Annotated in this window: 16 protein-coding genes; 12 read left to right on the plus strand and 4 right to left on the minus strand. The window is 44.4% G+C overall.

Features of this window, described 5'->3' with window-relative positions; all coding sequences use genetic code 11:
* Window positions 1-3 precede the first annotated feature (3 nt).
* Together AABW11_RS02630 and AABW11_RS02635 are read left to right on the plus strand one after the other, a co-directional pair.
* On the plus strand, window positions 4-1473 hold the full coding sequence (locus tag AABW11_RS02630) for a capsule assembly Wzi family protein (RefSeq protein ID WP_340103134.1): 1470 nt from the start codon (window positions 4-6) through the stop codon (window positions 1471-1473).
* 458 nt (window positions 1474-1931) lie between these two features.
* Window positions 1932-3281 (plus strand): MFS transporter, encoded by a 1350-nt coding sequence (locus tag AABW11_RS02635; RefSeq protein ID WP_340103136.1) that lies wholly within the window; start codon window positions 1932-1934, stop codon window positions 3279-3281.
* Between the two features lie 467 nt (window positions 3282-3748).
* On the opposite strand, the gene AABW11_RS02640 is transcribed toward AABW11_RS02635, so the two are convergent.
* From AABW11_RS02640 to AABW11_RS02655, 4 genes are read right to left on the minus strand one after another with little or no spacing between them, the layout of a single operon-like run.
* Window positions 3749-4087: an MGMT family protein gene (locus AABW11_RS02640; protein ID WP_340103138.1), complete on the minus strand. Its 339-nt coding sequence runs from the start codon at window positions 4085-4087 to the stop codon at window positions 3749-3751.
* A complete protein-coding gene (locus AABW11_RS02645) occupies window positions 4080-4967 on the minus strand; it encodes a Rossmann-like and DUF2520 domain-containing protein (RefSeq protein ID WP_340103140.1) in 888 nt (295 codons plus the stop codon). The genes AABW11_RS02640 and AABW11_RS02645 overlap by 8 nt, the downstream gene beginning before the upstream one ends.
* A complete protein-coding gene (gene amrB, locus AABW11_RS02650) occupies window positions 4967-5719 on the minus strand; it encodes an AmmeMemoRadiSam system protein B (protein ID WP_340103142.1) in 753 nt (250 codons plus the stop codon). The genes AABW11_RS02645 and amrB overlap by 1 nt, the downstream gene beginning before the upstream one ends.
* The gene (locus AABW11_RS02655) at window positions 5691-6344 is read right to left on the minus strand and encodes a 4'-phosphopantetheinyl transferase family protein (protein ID WP_340103144.1); all 654 of its coding nucleotides are present in this window, start codon (window positions 6342-6344) and stop codon (window positions 5691-5693) included. The genes amrB and AABW11_RS02655 overlap by 29 nt, the downstream gene beginning before the upstream one ends.
* Before the next feature lie 756 nt (window positions 6345-7100).
* Between AABW11_RS02655 and lysS the strand changes: the two genes are divergently transcribed.
* The 10 genes from lysS to AABW11_RS02705 all read left to right on the plus strand — a co-directional run bounded on the left by lysS (window position 7101) and on the right by AABW11_RS02705 (window position 19105).
* Window positions 7101-8627: a lysine--tRNA ligase gene (gene lysS, locus AABW11_RS02660; RefSeq protein ID WP_340103146.1), complete on the plus strand. Its 1527-nt coding sequence runs from the start codon at window positions 7101-7103 to the stop codon at window positions 8625-8627.
* 93 nt (window positions 8628-8720) lie between these two features.
* On the plus strand, window positions 8721-9947 hold the full coding sequence (locus AABW11_RS02665) for an FtsX-like permease family protein (protein ID WP_340103148.1): 1227 nt from the start codon (window positions 8721-8723) through the stop codon (window positions 9945-9947).
* 125 nt (window positions 9948-10072) lie between these two features.
* The gene (locus AABW11_RS02670) at window positions 10073-10342 is read left to right on the plus strand and encodes a hypothetical protein (protein ID WP_340103150.1); all 270 of its coding nucleotides are present in this window, start codon (window positions 10073-10075) and stop codon (window positions 10340-10342) included.
* On the plus strand, window positions 10326-10820 hold the full coding sequence (locus AABW11_RS02675) for a hypothetical protein (protein ID WP_340103152.1): 495 nt from the start codon (window positions 10326-10328) through the stop codon (window positions 10818-10820). Before AABW11_RS02670 ends, AABW11_RS02675 begins: the two co-directional genes overlap by 17 nt.
* Before the next feature lie 56 nt (window positions 10821-10876).
* Window positions 10877-11347 (plus strand): GbsR/MarR family transcriptional regulator, encoded by a 471-nt coding sequence (locus AABW11_RS02680; RefSeq protein WP_340103154.1) that lies wholly within the window; start codon window positions 10877-10879, stop codon window positions 11345-11347.
* 276 nt (window positions 11348-11623) lie between these two features.
* On the plus strand, window positions 11624-12283 hold the full coding sequence (locus tag AABW11_RS02685; RefSeq protein ID WP_340103156.1) for a TetR/AcrR family transcriptional regulator: 660 nt from the start codon (window positions 11624-11626) through the stop codon (window positions 12281-12283).
* A gap of 47 nt (window positions 12284-12330) precedes the next feature.
* Window positions 12331-13839, plus strand: a complete 1509-nt coding sequence (locus AABW11_RS02690; RefSeq protein WP_340103158.1) for a TolC family protein — start codon at window positions 12331-12333, stop codon at window positions 13837-13839.
* Between the two features lies 1 nt (window position 13840).
* Window positions 13841-14929 carry an efflux RND transporter periplasmic adaptor subunit gene (locus AABW11_RS02695; protein ID WP_340103160.1) on the plus strand — a complete coding sequence of 363 codons (1089 nt, stop codon included), beginning with the start codon at window positions 13841-13843 and terminating at the stop codon, window positions 14927-14929.
* A gap of 2 nt (window positions 14930-14931) precedes the next feature.
* On the plus strand, window positions 14932-18282 hold the full coding sequence (locus AABW11_RS02700) for an efflux RND transporter permease subunit (protein WP_340103162.1): 3351 nt from the start codon (window positions 14932-14934) through the stop codon (window positions 18280-18282).
* 547 nt (window positions 18283-18829) lie between these two features.
* Entirely contained in the window at window positions 18830-19105 is a 276-nt protein-coding gene (locus tag AABW11_RS02705) for a hypothetical protein (RefSeq protein WP_340103164.1), read from the plus strand.
* The last annotated feature ends 393 nt before the right edge of the window (window positions 19106-19498 follow it).

Genomic DNA, 19498 nt, shown 5'->3' on the forward strand with positions numbered 1-19498 from the left:
ACGATGGATTTTTCGAATTGGGCTGAATTTATATCGAGAAAATGTCTCATTGCTCTGCTATTTTTGTTATCGGGATATTTCTCGTTATCAATAGGACAGACACTTGATACTTCAATCGACGTGATTGGTATAGGGAGTTCATCCGACCGGACCCCATTTTGGATTGAGTCCAACCGTTTCGGCCGTTTTTCTTCCAATGGATCACAATTTCTTACCAGATTTCAGGCTTATGGGAGCACTGATGAGGATCAATTTGGCCCCATAAAGGTGTTCTACGGAGCAGATTTGATAGCAAGGCCCGGGCCTCAAAGCACAGTCAATTTTAATCAAGGCTACCTGAAAATCAGTGCTTATGCATTTGAATTTTCCGGAGGACGGTTTCACGGCCGATCACCCCTCCATGATGAGCGGCTAAGTATGGGATCATTGGGCGTGAGCGGCAATGCAGTACCAGTACCACAGGTTCGTTTTGGAATTCCTGAATGGACCGGCATTCCATTTACCCAAAACTTTGTTCGGATACGTGCTCACCTGGCTCATGGCTGGCTCGAAAAAGATCGATATACAAAAAGTCCCTTCTACCAGGAAAAAGTTGGGCATTTGAGATTTGGCGGCAAATTTCCGCTAAATGTCTACGGCGGCCTGGCGCATTACGCTATGTGGGGCGGAGATGACAACCCGCAATTTGGCGACCTCCCCGACGAGTTATCAGATTTTTTTCGCGTATTTATAGGCGTTGGCGGTGATGAGCGTGCCCCGGATGTGGAGGCAGATTACCTTTTGGGAGACCATTTGGGCGCCTGGGATTTTGGCCTTTTTCTCGAGCTTGATTCTGTTTATATGAAAATTTACAGGCAGCTACCGCTGGAGACCAAAGATAATTTGAAACTGAAAAGTCTGCAGGATGCACTAAACGGTATTTCCATTCGGTTTAATGAGAGCCTGAACTTCCCTGTTAAAGGCCTGACCTACGAATTTATGTACACAAAATGGCAGGATGGCCCGCGGGTTGAAAATGTACTTCCCGACGGAACTCGATGCTTTGATTTTCCTGAACGCTGCCGAGATCCGTATCAGGGAAATGAAAATTACTATAACCATCACATTTATCGTGTTGGATGGGCAAACCGGGGACGAACTATCGGTAATCCCCTGTTTCAGACATCGGAGGTCCCAACTGACCAACTTGGTGAGGGTATCATCAATAACAGGATCGTTGCTCACCATATTGGCGTCGAAACAGAAGTGATGAACACAGAAGTAATTGGAAAGTTTACGTTTAGCCGAAATTATGGGACACGCAAAAATCCGTTTGATAGCCCCATCAATCAATTTTCGGCCGGTATTCTTACACGACGAAATATCACACTCTTTGATCAGCCGCTTATCTTACTCGCTGATTTTGCCCTCGATTCAGGAGATCTGTTTGGGTCTCAGTTTGGCGCATCTGTTGGCTTGCGGTGGTCGCTTTAGAACATATCCACTTTATTCTAAAAAATGCGCTATAGCTTTTGCAAATCCCTGCCACGCAACTAAAAGCAATGGCTTAATCCCCTAAGGGGCAGGCAGGATGACAGGCTCATAGAATAAAAGTGAGCGGTGTGTTCATTCTTCGTTTTTAATTTAATCTTTACGTATCACCCCTGCCCAAATTCGAATCTTGGTCATTCTGCCCACCATTTGGGGAATAAGACAGTAGCTTTCCCTTTTGTGCCCCGAGAGAGATGCCAAGGATAATGATTCAATTATAGCAATATATTTTGGCCTGCTGAATGACCCGAATGGCTTGAAGAACTTTTTTTGATAATTTTATATAACCACAAAATTTTTAAAAAATCGAACATCAACTGTATGTAACAGTTGCATCATAGGTAAGAATTGCAGTCTTTAACATCTCTATCCTAACTAACCAAAATTAAGTTTGTTGGACTATGAATTCAGATCGTTATGTGATATCCAGGCTGAGCATTATGATGTTTATGCAGTTTTTTATCTGGGGTGGCTTTTTTGTGGTGATGGGGGTTTATTTACTGGAAATATTTCAGGGTGAAGAAGGCCTGAACACCATTATTGGCCAAGCCTATGCCACACATAACTGGGCAGGTCTTCTGGCCCCTGTTATTGTAGGGTTAATAGCCGACCGTTATTTTAATGCTGAACGCGTTAATGCAGTATGTCACATTCTTGGAGCGGGTCTGCTTTGGTATGCGGCGGGAATTACTGAACCGGGCGTGTTCATTTGGGTGATGCTTGCCTACTTCATGCTTTACATGCCGACGCTTGCGCTCGTAAATGCAATTTCATTTGCCAACATTGGTGACCCCGATAAAGAGTTTCCTAAAATCCGTGTCTGGGGAACAATCGGCTGGATTGTCTCAGGTTTCGTTGTTGCTCAAACCATTCTCGGCTGGGTTGAAGTTCCGTTCTTAACTTGGTTTACAGGGATCGAAAGCAATATTCAAACTACAAGTATTCCTCTGTACATGAGCGCTATCATCTCTCTGATTTATGGGCTTTACAGTTTCACACTGCCCAAAACACCCCCATCCGAAAAAGGGAAAAAGTTCAGCCTCAAAGAAGCTCTTGGTCTTGATGCGCTAAAACTCCTGACTAACAAAAATTTCGCTGTATTTTCTTTCAGCAGTTTTGCCATCAGCATACCGCTCGCATTTTATTATGCCCGAACGAATGACTTTGTTGCCGCCGTGGCGTTTGGGGAACAATCGGCATCATTTATGGCAATCGGCCAAATGAGCGAAGTTTTGTTTATGATTTTAATACCATTCTTTCTTGTCAGGTTAGGCGTAAAATGGATGCTGCTTGTAGGTATGCTGGCCTGGACAGCCCGATACCTGCTGTTTGGTGCCTTTCCCGAATCTGTATCGCTTGTCATTATCGGAATCGCACTTCACGGAGTTTGTTACGACTTTTTCTTTGTAACAGGTCAACTTTATGTTGACAAAAAAGCTCCAAAAAATTTAAGGGCCAGCGCCCAGGGTTTTTTCAACCTGCTCACCTACGGAGCCGGTATGCTCATCGGGAATTACCTTCTTGGCTGGTGGGGCGACAGTATAAGCCTTGATGGATCCACAGAAGCCGGCTGGCTTGAAGGCGCCTTCCAGTTCTGGATCATGCCGGCATTGTTTGCTTTAGGTGTTGCAATCATGTTTTTCATCTTCTTCTGGGACGATGAAGTAGAGGCTGAAACATTGGATGCAGAAGGTTTATCTCCTATCTCGGATTCAAGTACTGAAGAGATTAGTCCCGGAACTGTGGGGTGAAGGCAAAATTCATGAACAGTAGTTCTGAGCAGATTCAACATGTTCAATAAAATAGACCTTTGCTTTTGCAGATCCTTCTCTGCGCCATCAACTGCAATGGCTTGATCAGGATGACTGGTGAAGAGGATTAAATAGGGGCGGCGGGGAGACGTTCGAAGTTTTTTCGTCATATCGACCTGCTGCCGTCCATCCCCATGCAATTATGGTCATTCTGAATAAAACGGTTTTTTACGTTTTGTACCCCGTAAGGGATGCACAGGGCAAAGTATCTGTAAAAAGAACACATTTTGCACTAATTGAATGTCACAAATGACTGTTGTAACCTGTTAAATAATCCAACTGGTTTTACGAGCATGTTTGATGAACTCTACACAGGGTTATTTTATGTACTACAAACTTTCCTCTTGGACAAATTATCAGAGCTTCATCCTAACTGGGTGGAGCTTTTTTTATACTTGAGACAAGATTCACTCCGCAGGATCCCAAAAGTGCTCTTCCATATCCACTGTAAACTCCGACTTAAACGACACTCCCTCCTGCGTGAGACGTTCACGCATCGTGTCACCCGGGAAATAGGCGCGTCCGGTTAACTGTCCCAACCGATTTACAACTCTGTGAGCCGGAATATTTCGATGATCCGGTGTCGCCTCACGTGTTAACAAATTGTTCAGCGCATATCCAACCATCCGCGCGCCTGACCGAACCCCAAGATGTCCGGCGATTGCGCCGTAGGTTGTAACCCTCCCGGTCGGAATTTGATCTACAACCGCATACACTTTTTCATAAAAGTCTTTTGAGTCACTCATCAAATTGAGATTTCAGTTGGGTTCGAACCTTACGAAAAACTTCTTCATCTAACTGCCCGGATGATGTTGCTATTTGTGATGCAATCAAACCAAGCTGTCGATACAGGTTAAAGTGATCTGAATTATTCTGCAGCCGTTTAAGATGTGCAGCTATCGTTGTTTGATCTCCACGGGCAACCGGTCCGCTTAATGATTGCCTTGCCCCCTTTTCAAATATATTATGTAAGGTTTGATGGATAATCGGATTCAGCATCTCAAGTCCATCATTAATGCCTGCATCCTTGGATATTTGTTCCGCCACATCCATCAGCGATACAAGATAATTTGAGGCAAAAACCGCAGCCAGGTGCATGGCCGATTTTTGGTCTGACGTCAGAACTTTAGTTTGTGCGCCAAATGGGGTAACAAGCTGATTGAGCATTGGAAACAGTTCGTCACCTCCTTGCAAAGAAAACCAAATTCCTTTGAAACGATCAGCTCCATCACCACGGGTAAACGTTTGAAGCGGATGCATGGAGGCTGTTTTTGCACCGTGTTCAGCCAGTGGTTTAAGAATTGAGCTGTCAACACTTCCGGAGAGGTGTATTACAGATCGTCGATCCCACTGGATGGCGGTCTTCGACAACTGCCGTACAATTCCAGCGAGTTTATCGTCGGGGACAGATAAAATGGTAAGATCGCCCAAATCATTGTCATTTGATGGTTTGGGTTTATCAGCAGGTTTCTTCTCTTTGCCCGCGGAATCTAAAATGTAGCTATCGGATTGAGTGCAACCCCAGACAGAGGCAAGTGTAAAGCTTGAATGCCTTGAAACCAGGTCGATCATTGCGCTGCCCAACGCTCCCGGGCCAATTACCGATACTGGTACAGTCTGATTCATTATCCAGGAATAGGTTGAAATTGGACCTCAGCAAATGCCGATACCGGACCTGCTGATGGGTCTGGTTGTGTAAATGTAAGTTTTGTTTTCCACTTTTCCGCGATTAACAATCCGGCAAGAAATGAGCCTGCACCATTCATGGTAACGCCATCAGAATTTAGTGTATTAATGAGGCCTGACCGGTTATCATTATCAAACTGTGTCACAATCTTTTCGAGTACGCCTGGTGACAGGTGATGAATATCGCAGCAGAAAACCAGTAGCGCATTTCTTGAGGCAAGAATTTCTTCCAGGGCGGCTGAGAGTTCTTTAACGATAGAAGGTGATTCATCTGTGATTTGAATGCTGAGCACAGAGAAATCCTTGAGTCTGTTTTGAATGAACAGTAGCTGATCAAATAAACTCAGGTTTTTACTGTAGGCTTCATCATCAATAAAAAAGTCATCGTCTTCATCACAAAGTTCATTTCGAAGCTTTTTGTTTACAGCCAAATCTCCAAACCGCGTACTAAATGTATTATGAGACGGCATCGGTAACTTCTTCTCATGAGTACCAGGCTGAGATTCAACAATCACTACTGTATCAAAATCTCCCTCCGAAACCCTACTATAAATATCAGCGAAGCGGTCAATTGAGTAATGATTTAAAGATGTGGGAGAAAATACAATCCTTAGTGGATGAATATCATCAGTGGAATTGCTGGCAGACTGGGCCAGTCGCTTTTTAATCTCGTCTTGTTTGAATAGGCACATATGCTTCAGATAAATATGATTCGGTTAATTCAGGTAATATATAGCAGATTGAAATCCACTGATCCATCAGTTGAAAACTGCAGATTTCTGCGTTTATATCATTAAAAAACTGGACGCTGTAGTTATTTTCAGTAACAGATTTCAGGCACACGCTGTTCATCGGTTTTCTGAGTCCGGTACCGATTGCTTTTAATGCGGCTTCCTTCATCGTCCATATTTTAATTATCGGATTATTCTCGTATAACTTGAATGCCTCGTCAGGATGTTTCATTCGTTGTGATAGGCGTTCGCTCACCTGACGATCCGTGTATTCCATATCAATACCCACGACCCAGTTTTTAGAAACAACGCCTCCCACAGAGTGTGATGTGTGTGAAAAACTGATGGAAATGATGTCACCATTCAGATTTGCCGAGGGTTTTTCGTATTTGAGAGTCGTAAAGCTGGGATCGCCTTTTTTATAACGATCGGAAATCATCTGCCGGAGCAGTTCACGGCCGGATAGTGATTCAATAGAATGGTCCATCGTGGAATGATCAATATCCGGGTCAGGGAGCGGAGATATTCCTGCAAAAAGTCCTTCTGGAATAGATGAATGCTTAATATTCTGGTAAGATGTTATCACCGGCTTACAATCTATGGCTTTTGTAATTGCATGAGTAAAAGTACCCGCTATATCACAAAAAAGAAACGTTTATTCCACGATTTATAATCGATCAAGATCAGCGAAGGAATTTTTTTATTAAAATAGTTTTGAGAAAACTGGTTCTAACGGAAAGTTCGTGGGTGATGTCAAAATATGTGAATAATCGCTTAGACCATGTTCAAAATTTTCCAAATTATCGGCCATTGCTTTTGCAGATCCTTCTCTACGCCATCAACGACAATGGCTATATCCCCCTGGGGGCAGGCAGGATGACACGCTCTTTGGTAAGCACGTGGGCGGCGTGGGTGAATTCGTCGTGTTCAATATCGCCTTGTTGCCACGCCGCCAACCACCTCCAGCCGAATCATTGTCATTCTGAATAAAACGGTGGGTTTCCGTTTTGTGCCCCGTGAGGGATGCCCAGGGCAAAGAATCTGTAAAAGCAACTCATTCCGTCCTATCGAATAACTTATATGTCTGGTGTTACCGACTGAATAACCCAGTGGGTTTGATTAGACTGTATGAGAAGCTGCATATCTAACTAATTTCTGTACCCACAAACATTCTTGTAAAACTAAATTGCATTTGGATACATACTAATTTAGAGTTCAAATCATCCAAATAACAAATAACTAATTTCCCGATAACCAACTAAGAATAAGAAATGCCATTTTGCGTGCATTTTTCTTACTTTTGATCCTCTTAAAAAACCAGAATATTTTCTATACCTATTTTATGGCTCAATCTGAACCTACCCTTAGTGAACAACAGGAGATCCGCCTCGAAAAACTGGATCAGCTTAAAGAGTATAATGTCAATCCTTACCCTTATGAGTACGACGTTACTCATCACTCCCGGGAAATCCTGGATGATAAAGAGTCATATATTTTTGAGAATACCGATGAGTCGCCAAGAGTGTCAGTAGCGGGCCGGGTCATGACCCGCCGCATCATGGGGAAAGCTTCTTTCTTTACGCTCCAGGATTCGCAGGGAACCATCCAGATTTATATTCGCCGTGATGATGTAGGTGTCACCGAATACAACAAGGTATTTAAGAAAATGGTAGACATTGGTGATTTTGTGGGGATTAAAGGCTTTGTTTTTACGACCGGTACAGGTGAAACTACCATTCACGCTGAATCATTTGAGTTTCTGGGCAAGGCAATTCGCCCTATTCCCACCCCTAAAGAAGTTGAGAACGAAGAAGGTGAAACGGTTGTCTACGATGCGTTTACAGATAAAGAACAACGGTATCGTCAGCGGTATGTTGATATGGTGGTCAACCCCGAGGTTCGTGAGACGTTTCGCAAGCGAACGCAACTCGTTCAAACCATGCGAAACGTGATGAATGAACGCGGCTACCTCGAAGTGGAAACACCTATTCTTCAGCCCATTTACGGCGGTGCTGCGGCAAGACCATTCGTAACACATCATAAGGCTCTGGATATGGAGCTTTACCTTCGAATTGCCAACGAACTTTATCTGAAACGACTGATTGTCGGCGGGTTTGACGGTGTGTATGAATTCTCTAAGGATTTCAGAAATGAAGGACTTTCCCGTTTTCACAATCCTGAATTCACCCAGGTTGAACTTTACGTAGCCTATAAAGACTACAACTGGATGATGGATTTTATGGAAGAGATGATCGAGAAAGTGGCGCTCGAACTTCACAATTCCACAAAAGTAACGGTTGGTGAGCATGAGATTGACTTCAAGCGCCCATGGCCGCGGATTCCGATGTATGAAGCCATCGAAAAAGAGACCGGCCATGATTTGTCAGGCAAATCGGAAGATGAAATTCGTGCCATCGCCAAAGATCTTCACATTGATGTAGACGAGTCTATGGGTAAAGGAAAACTGATCGATGAAATATTTGGCGAAACAGTTGAGCCCAAACTGATTCAGCCTACATTTATCACCGATTACCCGATTGAAATGAGTCCCCTGGCCAAAAAACATCGCAGTAAGGAAGGCCTTGTGGAACGGTTTGAGGCGGTTTGTAACGGAAAGGAGATCGCCAATGCATTCTCTGAGCTGAACGATCCGGTAGACCAGCGCGAGCGTTTTGAAGAGCAGGCGCGGCTGCGTGCCGGCGGCGATGCCGAAGCGATGACTGTGGATGAAGATTTCCTTCGCGCTATTGAATACGGAATGCCGCCTACCGCGGGAATTGGAATTGGCATCGATCGCCTGTCAATGATCATGACCAATTCTGACTCAATAAGGGATGTTCTCTTCTTCCCTCAAATGAAGCCGGAATAATCTGCCTCACCCGGGGTATTCATACGGCACAGGTAACTCATGCGTTATAGCCTCAATTGAAGCATAGCTTCTTAATCATCAACAGGAACGTTCATGTCTTTTACATGGTACATTGCCCGGCGGTACTTTCAGGGGAGTAAACGAGACTCGAAGTTTCTGTCTTTTATCAAAATCATGTCGATCATAGGCGTAGCTGTAGGATCAGCCGGACTCCTCATTGCGCTGGCGATTGTTCATGGTTTTAAATCCACCATCAACGAGAAAATCCTCGGGTTTGCACCGCATATTACGAACCAAACATTTGTAGGAGTTCCGCTTCAGCGAGCCGATACGCTTCAGCCATATCTCATGCAGTTTGAGGGAGTTTCAAGGGTGGAGCCGGCCGTAACAGGAAATGTGATGATTCAATCTGCATCAGGTATCAGCGGTTCCGTGATAAAAGGGATTCGTCCCGGTGGTGATGTGACACAGCTGTCTACCTACATCACACAAGGAAGCTATACGATAGAACGCAATAGCAGCGGCCTCCCTGGTATTATTCTGGGAGAAACACTCGCACAGTCGATTGGTGCCGACATTGGTTCACGGGTAACGGTATTTGCACTCGATGGTCTGCCCTCTCCTCTTAACACGCCCGAAATACGACAGTACTATCTGAGCGGAATCTACGAAACGGGAATCGACCGGTTTGATGACAGCTTTGCAATTGCCGATATCTCAACTGTCCGAACGTTATTCGGGCTCGGAACACGCCAGGCATCTGTGATGGAAATTAACGTAGACGATGAATCGCAAATAATGTCTGTTTACGCAGCTATTCGTGACGGTACCTCCTTCCCCATTGTTACCGAAAATATCTATCAGCGATATCGCAATATTTTTGCGTGGATAAACTTGCAGGAGGAAACCATTCCGCTTGTCATCGGTGTGATGGTAATTGTAGCCGCTTTCAATCTCATCGGAACCGTTCTGATGATGGTATTGGAACGCGTCAAGGATATCGGAATCTTAAAGACAATTGGTGCAAGAAGCACCTCTATTCGAAAAATATTTCTCCTTGAAGGACTTTTTGTCGCTGTCTCGGGCCTGGTGATCGGCATTGGCATTTCTTTGCTCTTCTGGTTTCTGCAAACAACCTATAATATTATACCGCTGGCCCAGGAAAATTACTACATGAGTACAGCACCGGTGGAACCCCACCTGCTCGACTTTTTCATCGTTGGGGGAATCACCATTTTACTTTGTGCCCTCGCCTCCTGGCTCCCCGCAAGAATTGCGGCAAAAACAGATCCCGTCCAGGTTCTTTCATTTGGACGTTAAGAGGCTTTGTCACAACTTCCTCAGCCTAAATCTTCTCAGAATTGGCTGCGATTAACGATACAAGGAAAGACAGGTTGAGGCTGAGGTTCTTTGTATCAACATCCTAAACCTTAACCTTCTCAGAATTGGCAGCGATTATTGATACAGGGAAAGACAGTTTAAGGCTGAGGTTCTGCGTTACAACAATCCTCAACCTTAACCTTCCCAGAATTGGCAGCAACTATCGATACAGGGAAAGACAGAATGAGGCTGAGGTTCTTCGTTTCAATATCCTCAACCTTAACCTTCTCCGAATTGGCAGCAACTATCGATACAGGGAAAAACAGGGTGAGGCTGAGGTTCTTTGTATCAACATCCTAAACCTTAACCTTCTCAGAATTGGCAGCGATTATTGATACAGGGAAAGACAGTTTAAGGCTGAGGTTCTGCGTTACAACAATCCTCAACCTTAACCTTCCCAGAATTGGCAGCAACTATCGATACAGGGAAAGACAGAATGAGGCTGAGGTTCTTCGTTTCAATATCCTCAACCTTAACCTTCTCCGAATTGGCAGCAACTATCGATACAGGGAAAGACAGGTTGAGGCTGAGATTCTTTGCAACAACATCCACAGCCTAAACCTTCTACGAATTGGCAGCAACTATCGCTACAGGAAAAGACAGGTTGAGGCTGAGGTTCTTTGCAACAACATCCACAGCCTAAACCTTCTACGAATTGGCAGCAACTATCGCTACAGGAAAAGACAGGTTGAGGCTGAGGTTCTTTGCAACAACATCCACAGCCTAAACCTTCTACGAATTGGCAGCAACTATCGCTACAGGAAAAGACAGGTTGAGGCTGAGGTTCTTCGTTTCAATATCGGCATTCAGTAACGGGGATTTTTTTGCTTATTTTATCTTTAAACCAGAACGTATCATCTTATTTAAACATGGGTTCAGAAGGCTACTCGAGTAAAACAGAATTTGTTGATGATTTCAGCCTTAAGATTGAAGAGCTGGGGCATCCACGTATCTATGGACAAATTCTTGGCTGGCTGTTGATATGTGATCCGCCGCATCAATCGTTTACAGATCTGATGGAAAATCTGGACATAAGCAAGGCCTCCGTCAGCAATACAACCCGCATTCTGATTGAACGCGGACTCATAAAAAAAATTCGTATAAAAGGTGAACGGCAGATTTATTTTCAGCTGAAAGAGGGATCGCTGATGGAGTTTATGGAAAAACAGATGCAGCTGACACTCGATCTCGAAAAAATTACCAAAAAAGGCCTCAGGCTGGTTGAGCAAGATGAGACTACCGATTCAGAAAGGTTAAAAAAAGCAAATGATTTTCACCGCTTTCTCGCCGAACAAACCGAAGACCTTATCAAGAAGTACAAAGAGAGTTACAACAATTGATCGAGCTTGCGCACAAAAACTGACCGTCAGTTCAATGTTTTCCCCACCGCCGGTAATTCTGCACCATCCTTTTCATATTTTTAAATTCTTTGTAAACGCTTTTCCACTATTTTAAACGAACCAATCGGCCATTTTTAGCAGCCCTATTAGCCAAAATTATCATTTAATAAAACGTTTCCTGTTGGAATTATTAATTGTTTATTTTGTTTACTAAGTACTAAACAATAAACAATTTGTATCTGACTGGCAGTCACTTAACTGTTTCAACCATACGTAATGACAAGTAACGAGAGAAAAAATCAGGAGCGGAAAGAGCGTAAAGAAAAAATTTTATCCGCTGCTATTGAACTGATAGAAAAACAGGGATTTGAAGATACCACGATGGATGAAATAGCCGATTATTCAGACATCAGCAAAGGTACACTTTATCTTTATTTCAAAGACAAGGCTGAGCTTCATCAATCGATCAAAAAGAAAGCGTTGGCGATGATCCATGAAAATTTTCATCAAATATTGCATCAAGATATAACCGGAGCGGAGATTGTCCGTAAGATGGCCCTTCTGTTCCTCGATTTTATCCTCGAGAATACTACATTTAACCGGGCAATGATGCTTTTTGAACAATCTAACCGAGATAAAACCACAAGCAGTGATATATCTGATGATTGCATTGCCCTCGAACATGAACTCTTCATCCTTATGGTCCGTGCGCTTCAAATTGGCAAACAGGACAAAAGCATTCTCAGCGAACTACCGCCTAAAATTCTTGCGATGCACCTGGAGTTTCATTTAAGAGGCATAATGCAATATTACACCATTGGAAAAGAAGGAATGATTTCATCCATAATTGAAGAAGAAAATACAACACTATATAAAATGCTGGATCAATTTATTCAAAGACAACTCAACGCTCATACTGAAGCTTATCCGGGTTAGCATCTGCAATGAGCCTTCAAAAATTTACAACCGACTGTTTAACAATTATGACTTCGACATTAACATTTAAAGGAACAGCTATTACGGCCTTGTTTTTGGGGCTCTGTCTCTCATTGCCAACTGCATCAGCCCAGGAGATAGCCACAGAGGCCGATACCCTTTCACGCACATTTAATCTTGAGCAGGCTATTCAGACAGCTCTTGCCAATAATACTGAAATGAAACGGGCACTACTCGATGTCCGCACCGCTGACCAGGATGTTCGGTCGGCTTGGGGTAACGTGATGCCACAGGTTGCCGCATCGGCTAATTATACACGTAACCTCGAAATTCCGGTGAATTTTATTCCGGAAACTGCCTTCGACCCGCAAGGAGATCCGGATGCCCTGGTTCCTATCGCATTTGGCACTGATAACAACTGGAACGGTGGACTTTCGGTTTCACAGACCTTGTTCAGCGGTCAGGCATTTGTTGGTATAAGCAGTTCAGAGCTTTTTAAAGCAGCTCAGTCAGAAAATCTACGAGCAATATCGCAAGGAGTTGTCACTCAAACGCGTATTGCTTACTACCGGGCACTCGCGGCCAAAGAATCTTTGCGGCTGATTGAGGCGCAGGCCGAACGAGTCCGGGAAAATCTTGAAGATACCCGAAAACGTGCCGAACAAGGCTTCGTAGATGATTATGCCGTTCTTCAGCTTGAAGTTCAGCTGGGAAATCTTCAGCCACAAATTACCCGTTCCCGATTTTCGGTAGATAGCAGTTTGCGTGATCTTCTCGACGCCATGGGACTCCCGGTACAACTTTCCATTGATGTACGAGGAGACCTAAGCTCATATGACATCAATGATGCAGAGCTGGAAAATTCTGAAAATGCATCCATCAAAAAAATAGACCAGATGATTCCCCGTCAGGTTGAAAGTGATTCACTGTTCACCGAAAAAGCCTTGCAGCTTCGTGGTGATCTGAGAATTTTACAGGTCCAGGAAGATTTGAGAGGAAAGCAGCTTGATGCTGAAAGAAGTCGCTATCTGCCCAATATTTCTGCCAACTATAATCTGCAGTGGAATGCATCTCAAGCCGGACAGCCGGTATTCTTTGGTAACCCGATGCAAAGGGCACGATCGCAGACAATATCAGTTGGTGTCCAGATTCCTATTTTCCAGGGATTTCAGCGCAGCGCCGCTGTACAGCAGGCTAAAATTGAGGTGAAAGATGTGCAGCTTCAGCAGTTTCAGGCAAAGCAAACTGCAAACAAAGAGATTCTTTCTGCCGCCCAGGCCGTTCGGGAGGCGCTTCAAACAAGCGATGCCATCCGGGATGTTCGTGAACAGGCACAGATTGGTTATGAGCGCGCACTTGTCCGCTATCAAAACGGGTTGGGCTCTCAGCAGGAAATCAACGATGCCAACCTTCAGCTTCAGGAAGCAGAAATCAATTACGCACAGACGATATCAAATTATCTTTCCGCCAAGGCACAATACGACCAGGCCATTGGACAGGTCCCTTTTGTAGGCCAGGACGTCAGCGATATCCAGGAAAAAATAACGATCAAATAATATGAAATTCACATTAACACCGACTCAAATGAAATCCTACCTCCCACTATTTGCACTACTCTTTGTTGTTTCGGGCTGCGGAAATGACCAGCCTGAGCAATCAGCTGAAACCCGACGCAATGCCACACCTGTTTACGTTCAGGAGATTCAGCCTTCAGAATTTCGCCATTATGTGAATGTTTTGGGAAGTGTTGAATCCGACAAAACTATCATGATTTCACCTAAAGTATCTGCCACAGTCGAAGAGATTAATGTCCGGGCAGGCCAGCAGGTTGCAAAAGGTGATGTGCTTGCACGGCTTGATGGTGAAATTACCCGCAGCCAGATTCGGGAGGTACAAACACAGCTCGATCTTGCTGAAACGCTGTTAGAGCGTCAAAGCAACCTGAGGGATCAGAACATAGGGTCCGAAGTTGAATTCCTGCAGGCACAAAATCGTGTAGAATCTCTTCAACGACAGCTTGCAACGCTCAATGAACAGTATGAAAATTTTACGATTCGGGCCACTATTTCAGGTACTGTGGATCTTGTGGAAATGAAAGTTGGCGAAACGGTTAGCCCGGGAATGCCTGTAGTTCAGCTCGCAAACTCAGAAGCGCTGAAAGTGACCGCCAGGGTATCGGAGGCGTACATTACCCGCATCACACAAACAGATAGTGTTGAGATTAGTTTTCCTAGTCTTGATGAAACCATCAAAAACCAGCTTAATGTAGTGAGCCGGGCTATAAATGCATCAAACCGTACCTTTGGCGTAGAGATATTTATTCCAAATGGCAGTGACCAGATCCGGCCTAATATGATGGCCCAGGTAAAAATTAATGACATTACACTATACGATCAGATAGTGGTCCCGGCAAATACGGTTCAGCAGGCAAATAATATAAGCTTCGTATTTATTGCCGAAGAGACTGACAATGGCTGGACTGCGCGTAACAGAGAAGTAACCACAGGATATAACTACGATAACGACCTGGTGATTACAAACGGGCTTGAGACAGGCGATCGGCTGATTACGTTAGGCTACGCAAACTTGTCTAATGGTGCCGCCATCTCAATTCAGGAAAATAACAGCACAGTAGCGAGTAACTAACCATGGATTTCAAAGAATTTAAAATTTCAAGCGTCTCGATTGACAACCGCACGACGGTTTACCTGCTGACGGTTCTGATAACAGTTATCGGTGTTTATTCATACCTGATTCTCCCCAAAGAATCATTTCCCGAAGTGGAGATCCCAATATTTAACGTGGTAACTATTTATGCAGGCGCCTCACCGGCAGACATTGAAAATGTGATCACACGCCCCATTGAGCAGGAACTTCAGGGAATTGATGGTATCGATCAAATAACCAGTGTGTCTAAACAGGCGACATCTATCATCACCATTGAATTTCTGACCAGTAAAGATAAGCTGGTCGCTCAGCAGGAAGTAAATGATGCCGTGGAATCGGCAAGGGCCGATCTTCCCACTCAGCTCACGCAAGAGCCTCAGGTAAATGATTTTAACCTGGCCGATCAGCCGATTCTGAATATCAACCTGTCGGGTAATTTCGACCTGGTGGAACTAAAGGAGTTTGCTGATGAAATCCAGGATGAAATTGAAAGCTTGTCTGATGTGAATGAGGCTGAAATTATCGGTGCGCTGGAACGGGAAATCCAGGTAAATGTAGACCTGACCAAAATGAAGGCGTCGGGCATTACTTTTGCCGACATTCGAACGGGTGTGCAGAATAAGAATATGACGGTATCAGCCGGTCAGCTTGATATGGGACGTATGGAACGGTCGGTTCGGGTTGAAGGTGAGATTGAAGAGGCGTCTGACCTTGAGAACCTTATCATCCAAAATGTTCTGGGCGATGAAGTTTATCTGAAAGACATTGCATCTATAGAAGATGGCTTTGCCGACCGGGAAAGTTACGCGAGCCTGAATGGTGAACCGGTTATCACCATCAACGTGAAGAAAAAAAGCGGCGGGAACCTCATTGAAACGTCCGAAGCCAGCCTGGCCATTGTGGAGGAGCTCCAGGAAACTCAATTTCCTGAATCGCTGAATATTAACATTACCGGTGACCAGTCTCAGCAAACTAAGGATAGTGTTTCTAATCTTTTTAATACCGTTATTCTTGGGTTCTTCTTTGTGGTACTCGTTCTGATGTTCATCATGGGAGTTCAGAACGCCATCTTTGTGGGACTGGCCATTCCCCTCTCCTCTTTGATTGCGTTTTCCGTGATGCCGCCGATTGATTTTTCGATCAATACCGTGGTACTGTTTGCGCTAATTCTCGGTCTTGGTATCGTGGTTGATAACGCCATTGTAATTGTGGAGAACATCTACCGGCACGTCACTCAGGGAAGCCTCAACAAATACGATGCCGCCAAAAAGGCCTGTGGTGAAATTGCCCTGCCCGTCATTACCGGTACACTTACGACCATTGCCCCGTTTGTGCCGCTCCTTTTCTGGACGGGAATTATCGGGAAGTTTATGATTTACCTGCCTATCACCATCATTCTAACGCTAACGGCATCTCTGTTTGTAGCTCTTGTGATGAATCCCGTGTTTGCCGTTTCTTTCATGACTGAAGACGACGCGGATGTAAAAGACGATGAGTCATCAAAGGATAATAAATTTTTATGGGTGGCCGCGGGAGTTATGGGAGCACTTGCCGCCATTTTTTACATGACGGGCGGATTTTTCATTGGTAACCTGTTAGTTTTCTTTTTCTTATTGTGGCTGCTCGAGCGATTTATCCTGAGGCCTTTAATCCGTGGATTCAACCGAACAACACTCCCAAAAATCCAGGAGTATTATCACGATTCTATTGAATGGGTACTGGTAGGACGCCGGCCATGGTTCACACTTGTGGGAACCATTCTATTCCTGTTTTTCAGCATCTTTCTGCTGGGTGTGGTGTCTCCAAAGATTGTCTTTTTCCCTGAAAATGAGCCCAACTTCGTGTACGTATACAACGAGATGGCTGCCGGAACGGACCTCGATGAAACCAATCGTGTGACTAAAAAAATCGAGGCCCGCGTGTATGAAGTTATAGGTCAGGATAACCCTGTTGTTAAATCTGTGATTACTAATGTTGCGGTTGGAGCAAACCCGCCGAATAGTATCGATCCCACACCATCGGCAAATAAAAGTAAAGTTAGCGTGGAGTTTGTGGACTACCAGTATAGAGATGGAGTCTCAACCCAGGAAATTCTTGAAGATATTCGCGATAACGTGCAAGATATTCCCGGTACTGCTATAACAGTTGATAAAGAACAGAACGGCCCTCCCACCGGAAAACCGATTAATATTGAAATTACCGGGGATGATTTCGCGCAGATTATTTCGCTGACCGAACGTGTCAAAAGTTTTATCCAAGAGCGCGATATTGCCGGGATCGAAGAGCTTCGCTCCGATCTTCAGGTAAACAACCCTGAAATGATTATTGATATCGATAATAAAAAAGCAAACAGCTACGGCCTGAGTAATGTGCAAATTGGCGGTGCGATTCGAACGGCACTTCTGGGTGAACCGATTTCCACTTACCGCGAGGGGGAAGACGAATATGACGTCACACTCCGCCTGCTGGAAAAAGACCGATCAAATATTACGGATTTGATTAATATGACTCTGGCAACACCTACCGGTAATATTCCAATCTCTGCCGTTGCCACACCAAAACTTGAAAGCAGTTACGGTGCCATTAACCGAATTGATCTTGAACGTGTTGCGACACTATCATCAAATGTGCTTACCGGCTACAATGCCAATGAAATCAACGCCCAGATCCGGGATGCCCTACAGGATTTTAATGTGCCCTCCGGATATGAAATCTCTCTGACAGGAGAGCAGGAAGAACAGGCAGAAACCGCACAATTCCTTGCCACCGCACTTATAGCAGCTGTACTGCTAATATTCCTTATTTTAGTTGCCCAGTTCAATTCCATCGGTAAGCCGCTCATTATTATGTCGCAGGTGGTGTTCAGTTTAATCGGTGTATTTATCGGGTTTGCTACCTTTGGCATGGATATGTCAGTTGTTCTGACCGGGATGGGCATTATTGCTGTAGCCGGTATTGTGGTGAAAAACGGGATCATTCTCATCGACTATATCGATATTATGCGAAAAGAGGGTTCATCTCTTAGAGATGCTGTGATCGAAGGCGGAGCTATTCGTCTGAATCCGGTACTGTTGACGGCCGCATCGACCATTCTCGGCTTGATTCCGCTTGCAATAGGGTTGAATATAGACTTCTACGGACTGTTTGCCAGCCTTGATCCCAATCTCTATTTCGGTGGCGACAACGCCTCATTCTGGGGCCCGCTGGCCTGGACCATCATCTTCGGCCTGGGCTTCGCCACATTTCTAACCCTGATCCTGGTTCCGGCCATGTACTTCATTGGTGTGAACACCAAAACGTGGTTCAAAGAGAAATTTGGCTCAGCGACATAAGAAAACTTTTCAACGAATCTCTCTTGATGAAGCCCGGTTTGTGAATGGATATCCATTTGCTGCCGGGCTTTTTTATGTAGTGAGATTACATACTTCAGACTTAACTTGTCAGGTTTAAATTAAAACCATAGAAAATCGAGATCTGTCACCCTACAAAAAAACTTAAAGTACAACCGATCCTAAAAAAACCTACCAGGCATACAAGTGTAAGATTCCAGAAACGACTGGGAGTTTTTTTATTTTTTTTGTATCCGCGTAACGTAGTAGCTTTGTCGGATAATAGATTTAATAATACCATCATGCTGAAGATGCCGGTTACAGCTCCGAGTAGAAAATCGATGAATGCAGTCATGGTTTTTTAGTATGACAATTTGTTGATTTTGAATAAAATATAAATCAACCAAATTGAGTGCAATTAGCTGTTCAGATTTATGATCAGACCTAAATAGTACATAGCGGATTTCGAAAATTTTTCAAATCTGTGACATTCACAGGGGATTTGTGACGCATATATAGTAATATACCGCAAACTAAACCCCGATCCATCATGATACGCTATTACCGACTCTTTCTTACACTGATTCTGTTTTGCCTCTTCCCTTTTTTCTCCCTCTACGCCATGCAGGACGGTCAGACTACCATTACAGTGTCCGTAGAAGATGATTATACCAACACGCCTGTAGAATCGGTCTTAGTGAGTCTGCTTGATGGAGGAAGCGAAATAGCCTTGGCCACCACGGATGAAAATAGCGTGGCTGAAATTTTTATTAGTGTAATCTCCATTGACGCATCCACAGATATTATCCAGAGTCGTTTCAGGTGAGCGTGAGCGACCCCAACCCGTTTGAGCAGTCGGGCTGATGTGTATCTGCATGTGGATGAAGCTCAGGAAGTGAAAGCGGAAATTTACAATATTATTGGATAACGTTGGGTCTCGCTGCAGGTAAAACTGACGCCGGGAACCTATACCCTGCAGAGCTCACTGGGGCATCTTGCACAGGGCGTCTACTTGCTGCAAATTCTCGGCACGCAGTCTCAGACCATCAAGATGACCTAAGTAGGTGAGCGTATCTTTTCGGGCGGAACAATCTTAAATGTCAATCCTGCAATATTTGTAACGCGCAGCGGTCCGGGTGCAGCTGCTCTTGCACTTGATGAGCAAGTCGTAAAACCATCATTCTCAGATGTTCCTGATGGCAAACTGTTATTATATGAT

Source organism: Rhodohalobacter sp. 8-1 (assembly GCF_038150125.1).
GTDB lineage: Bacteria > Bacteroidota > Rhodothermia > Balneolales > Balneolaceae > SW132.

Bases quoted from the DNA above. Each gene is read 5' to 3' on its own strand.
- AABW11_RS02640 (WP_340103138.1), bottom strand. From the start codon at position 4,087: ATGAGTGACTCAAAAGACTTTTATGAAAAAGTGTATGCGGTTGTAGAT.
- AABW11_RS02680 (WP_340103154.1), top strand. From the start codon at position 10,877: ATGGGTTCAGAAGGCTACTCGAGTAAAACAGAATTTGTTGATGATTTC.
- amrB (WP_340103142.1), bottom strand. From the start codon at position 5,719: ATGTGCCTATTCAAACAAGACGAGATTAAAAAGCGACTGGCCCAGTCT.
- AABW11_RS02695 (WP_340103160.1), top strand. From the start codon at position 13,841: ATGAAATTCACATTAACACCGACTCAAATGAAATCCTACCTCCCACTA.
- AABW11_RS02700 (WP_340103162.1), top strand. From the start codon at position 14,932: ATGGATTTCAAAGAATTTAAAATTTCAAGCGTCTCGATTGACAACCGC.
- AABW11_RS02690 (WP_340103158.1), top strand. From the start codon at position 12,331: ATGACTTCGACATTAACATTTAAAGGAACAGCTATTACGGCCTTGTTT.
- AABW11_RS02665 (WP_340103148.1), top strand. From the start codon at position 8,721: ATGTCTTTTACATGGTACATTGCCCGGCGGTACTTTCAGGGGAGTAAA.
- AABW11_RS02645 (WP_340103140.1), bottom strand. From the start codon at position 4,967: ATGAATCAGACTGTACCAGTATCGGTAATTGGCCCGGGAGCGTTGGGC.
- AABW11_RS02635 (WP_340103136.1), top strand. From the start codon at position 1,932: ATGAATTCAGATCGTTATGTGATATCCAGGCTGAGCATTATGATGTTT.
- AABW11_RS02705 (WP_340103164.1), top strand. From the start codon at position 18,830: ATGATACGCTATTACCGACTCTTTCTTACACTGATTCTGTTTTGCCTC.
- AABW11_RS02630 (WP_340103134.1), top strand. From the start codon at position 4: ATGGATTTTTCGAATTGGGCTGAATTTATATCGAGAAAATGTCTCATT.
- AABW11_RS02685 (WP_340103156.1), top strand. From the start codon at position 11,624: ATGACAAGTAACGAGAGAAAAAATCAGGAGCGGAAAGAGCGTAAAGAA.
- lysS (WP_340103146.1), top strand. From the start codon at position 7,101: ATGGCTCAATCTGAACCTACCCTTAGTGAACAACAGGAGATCCGCCTC.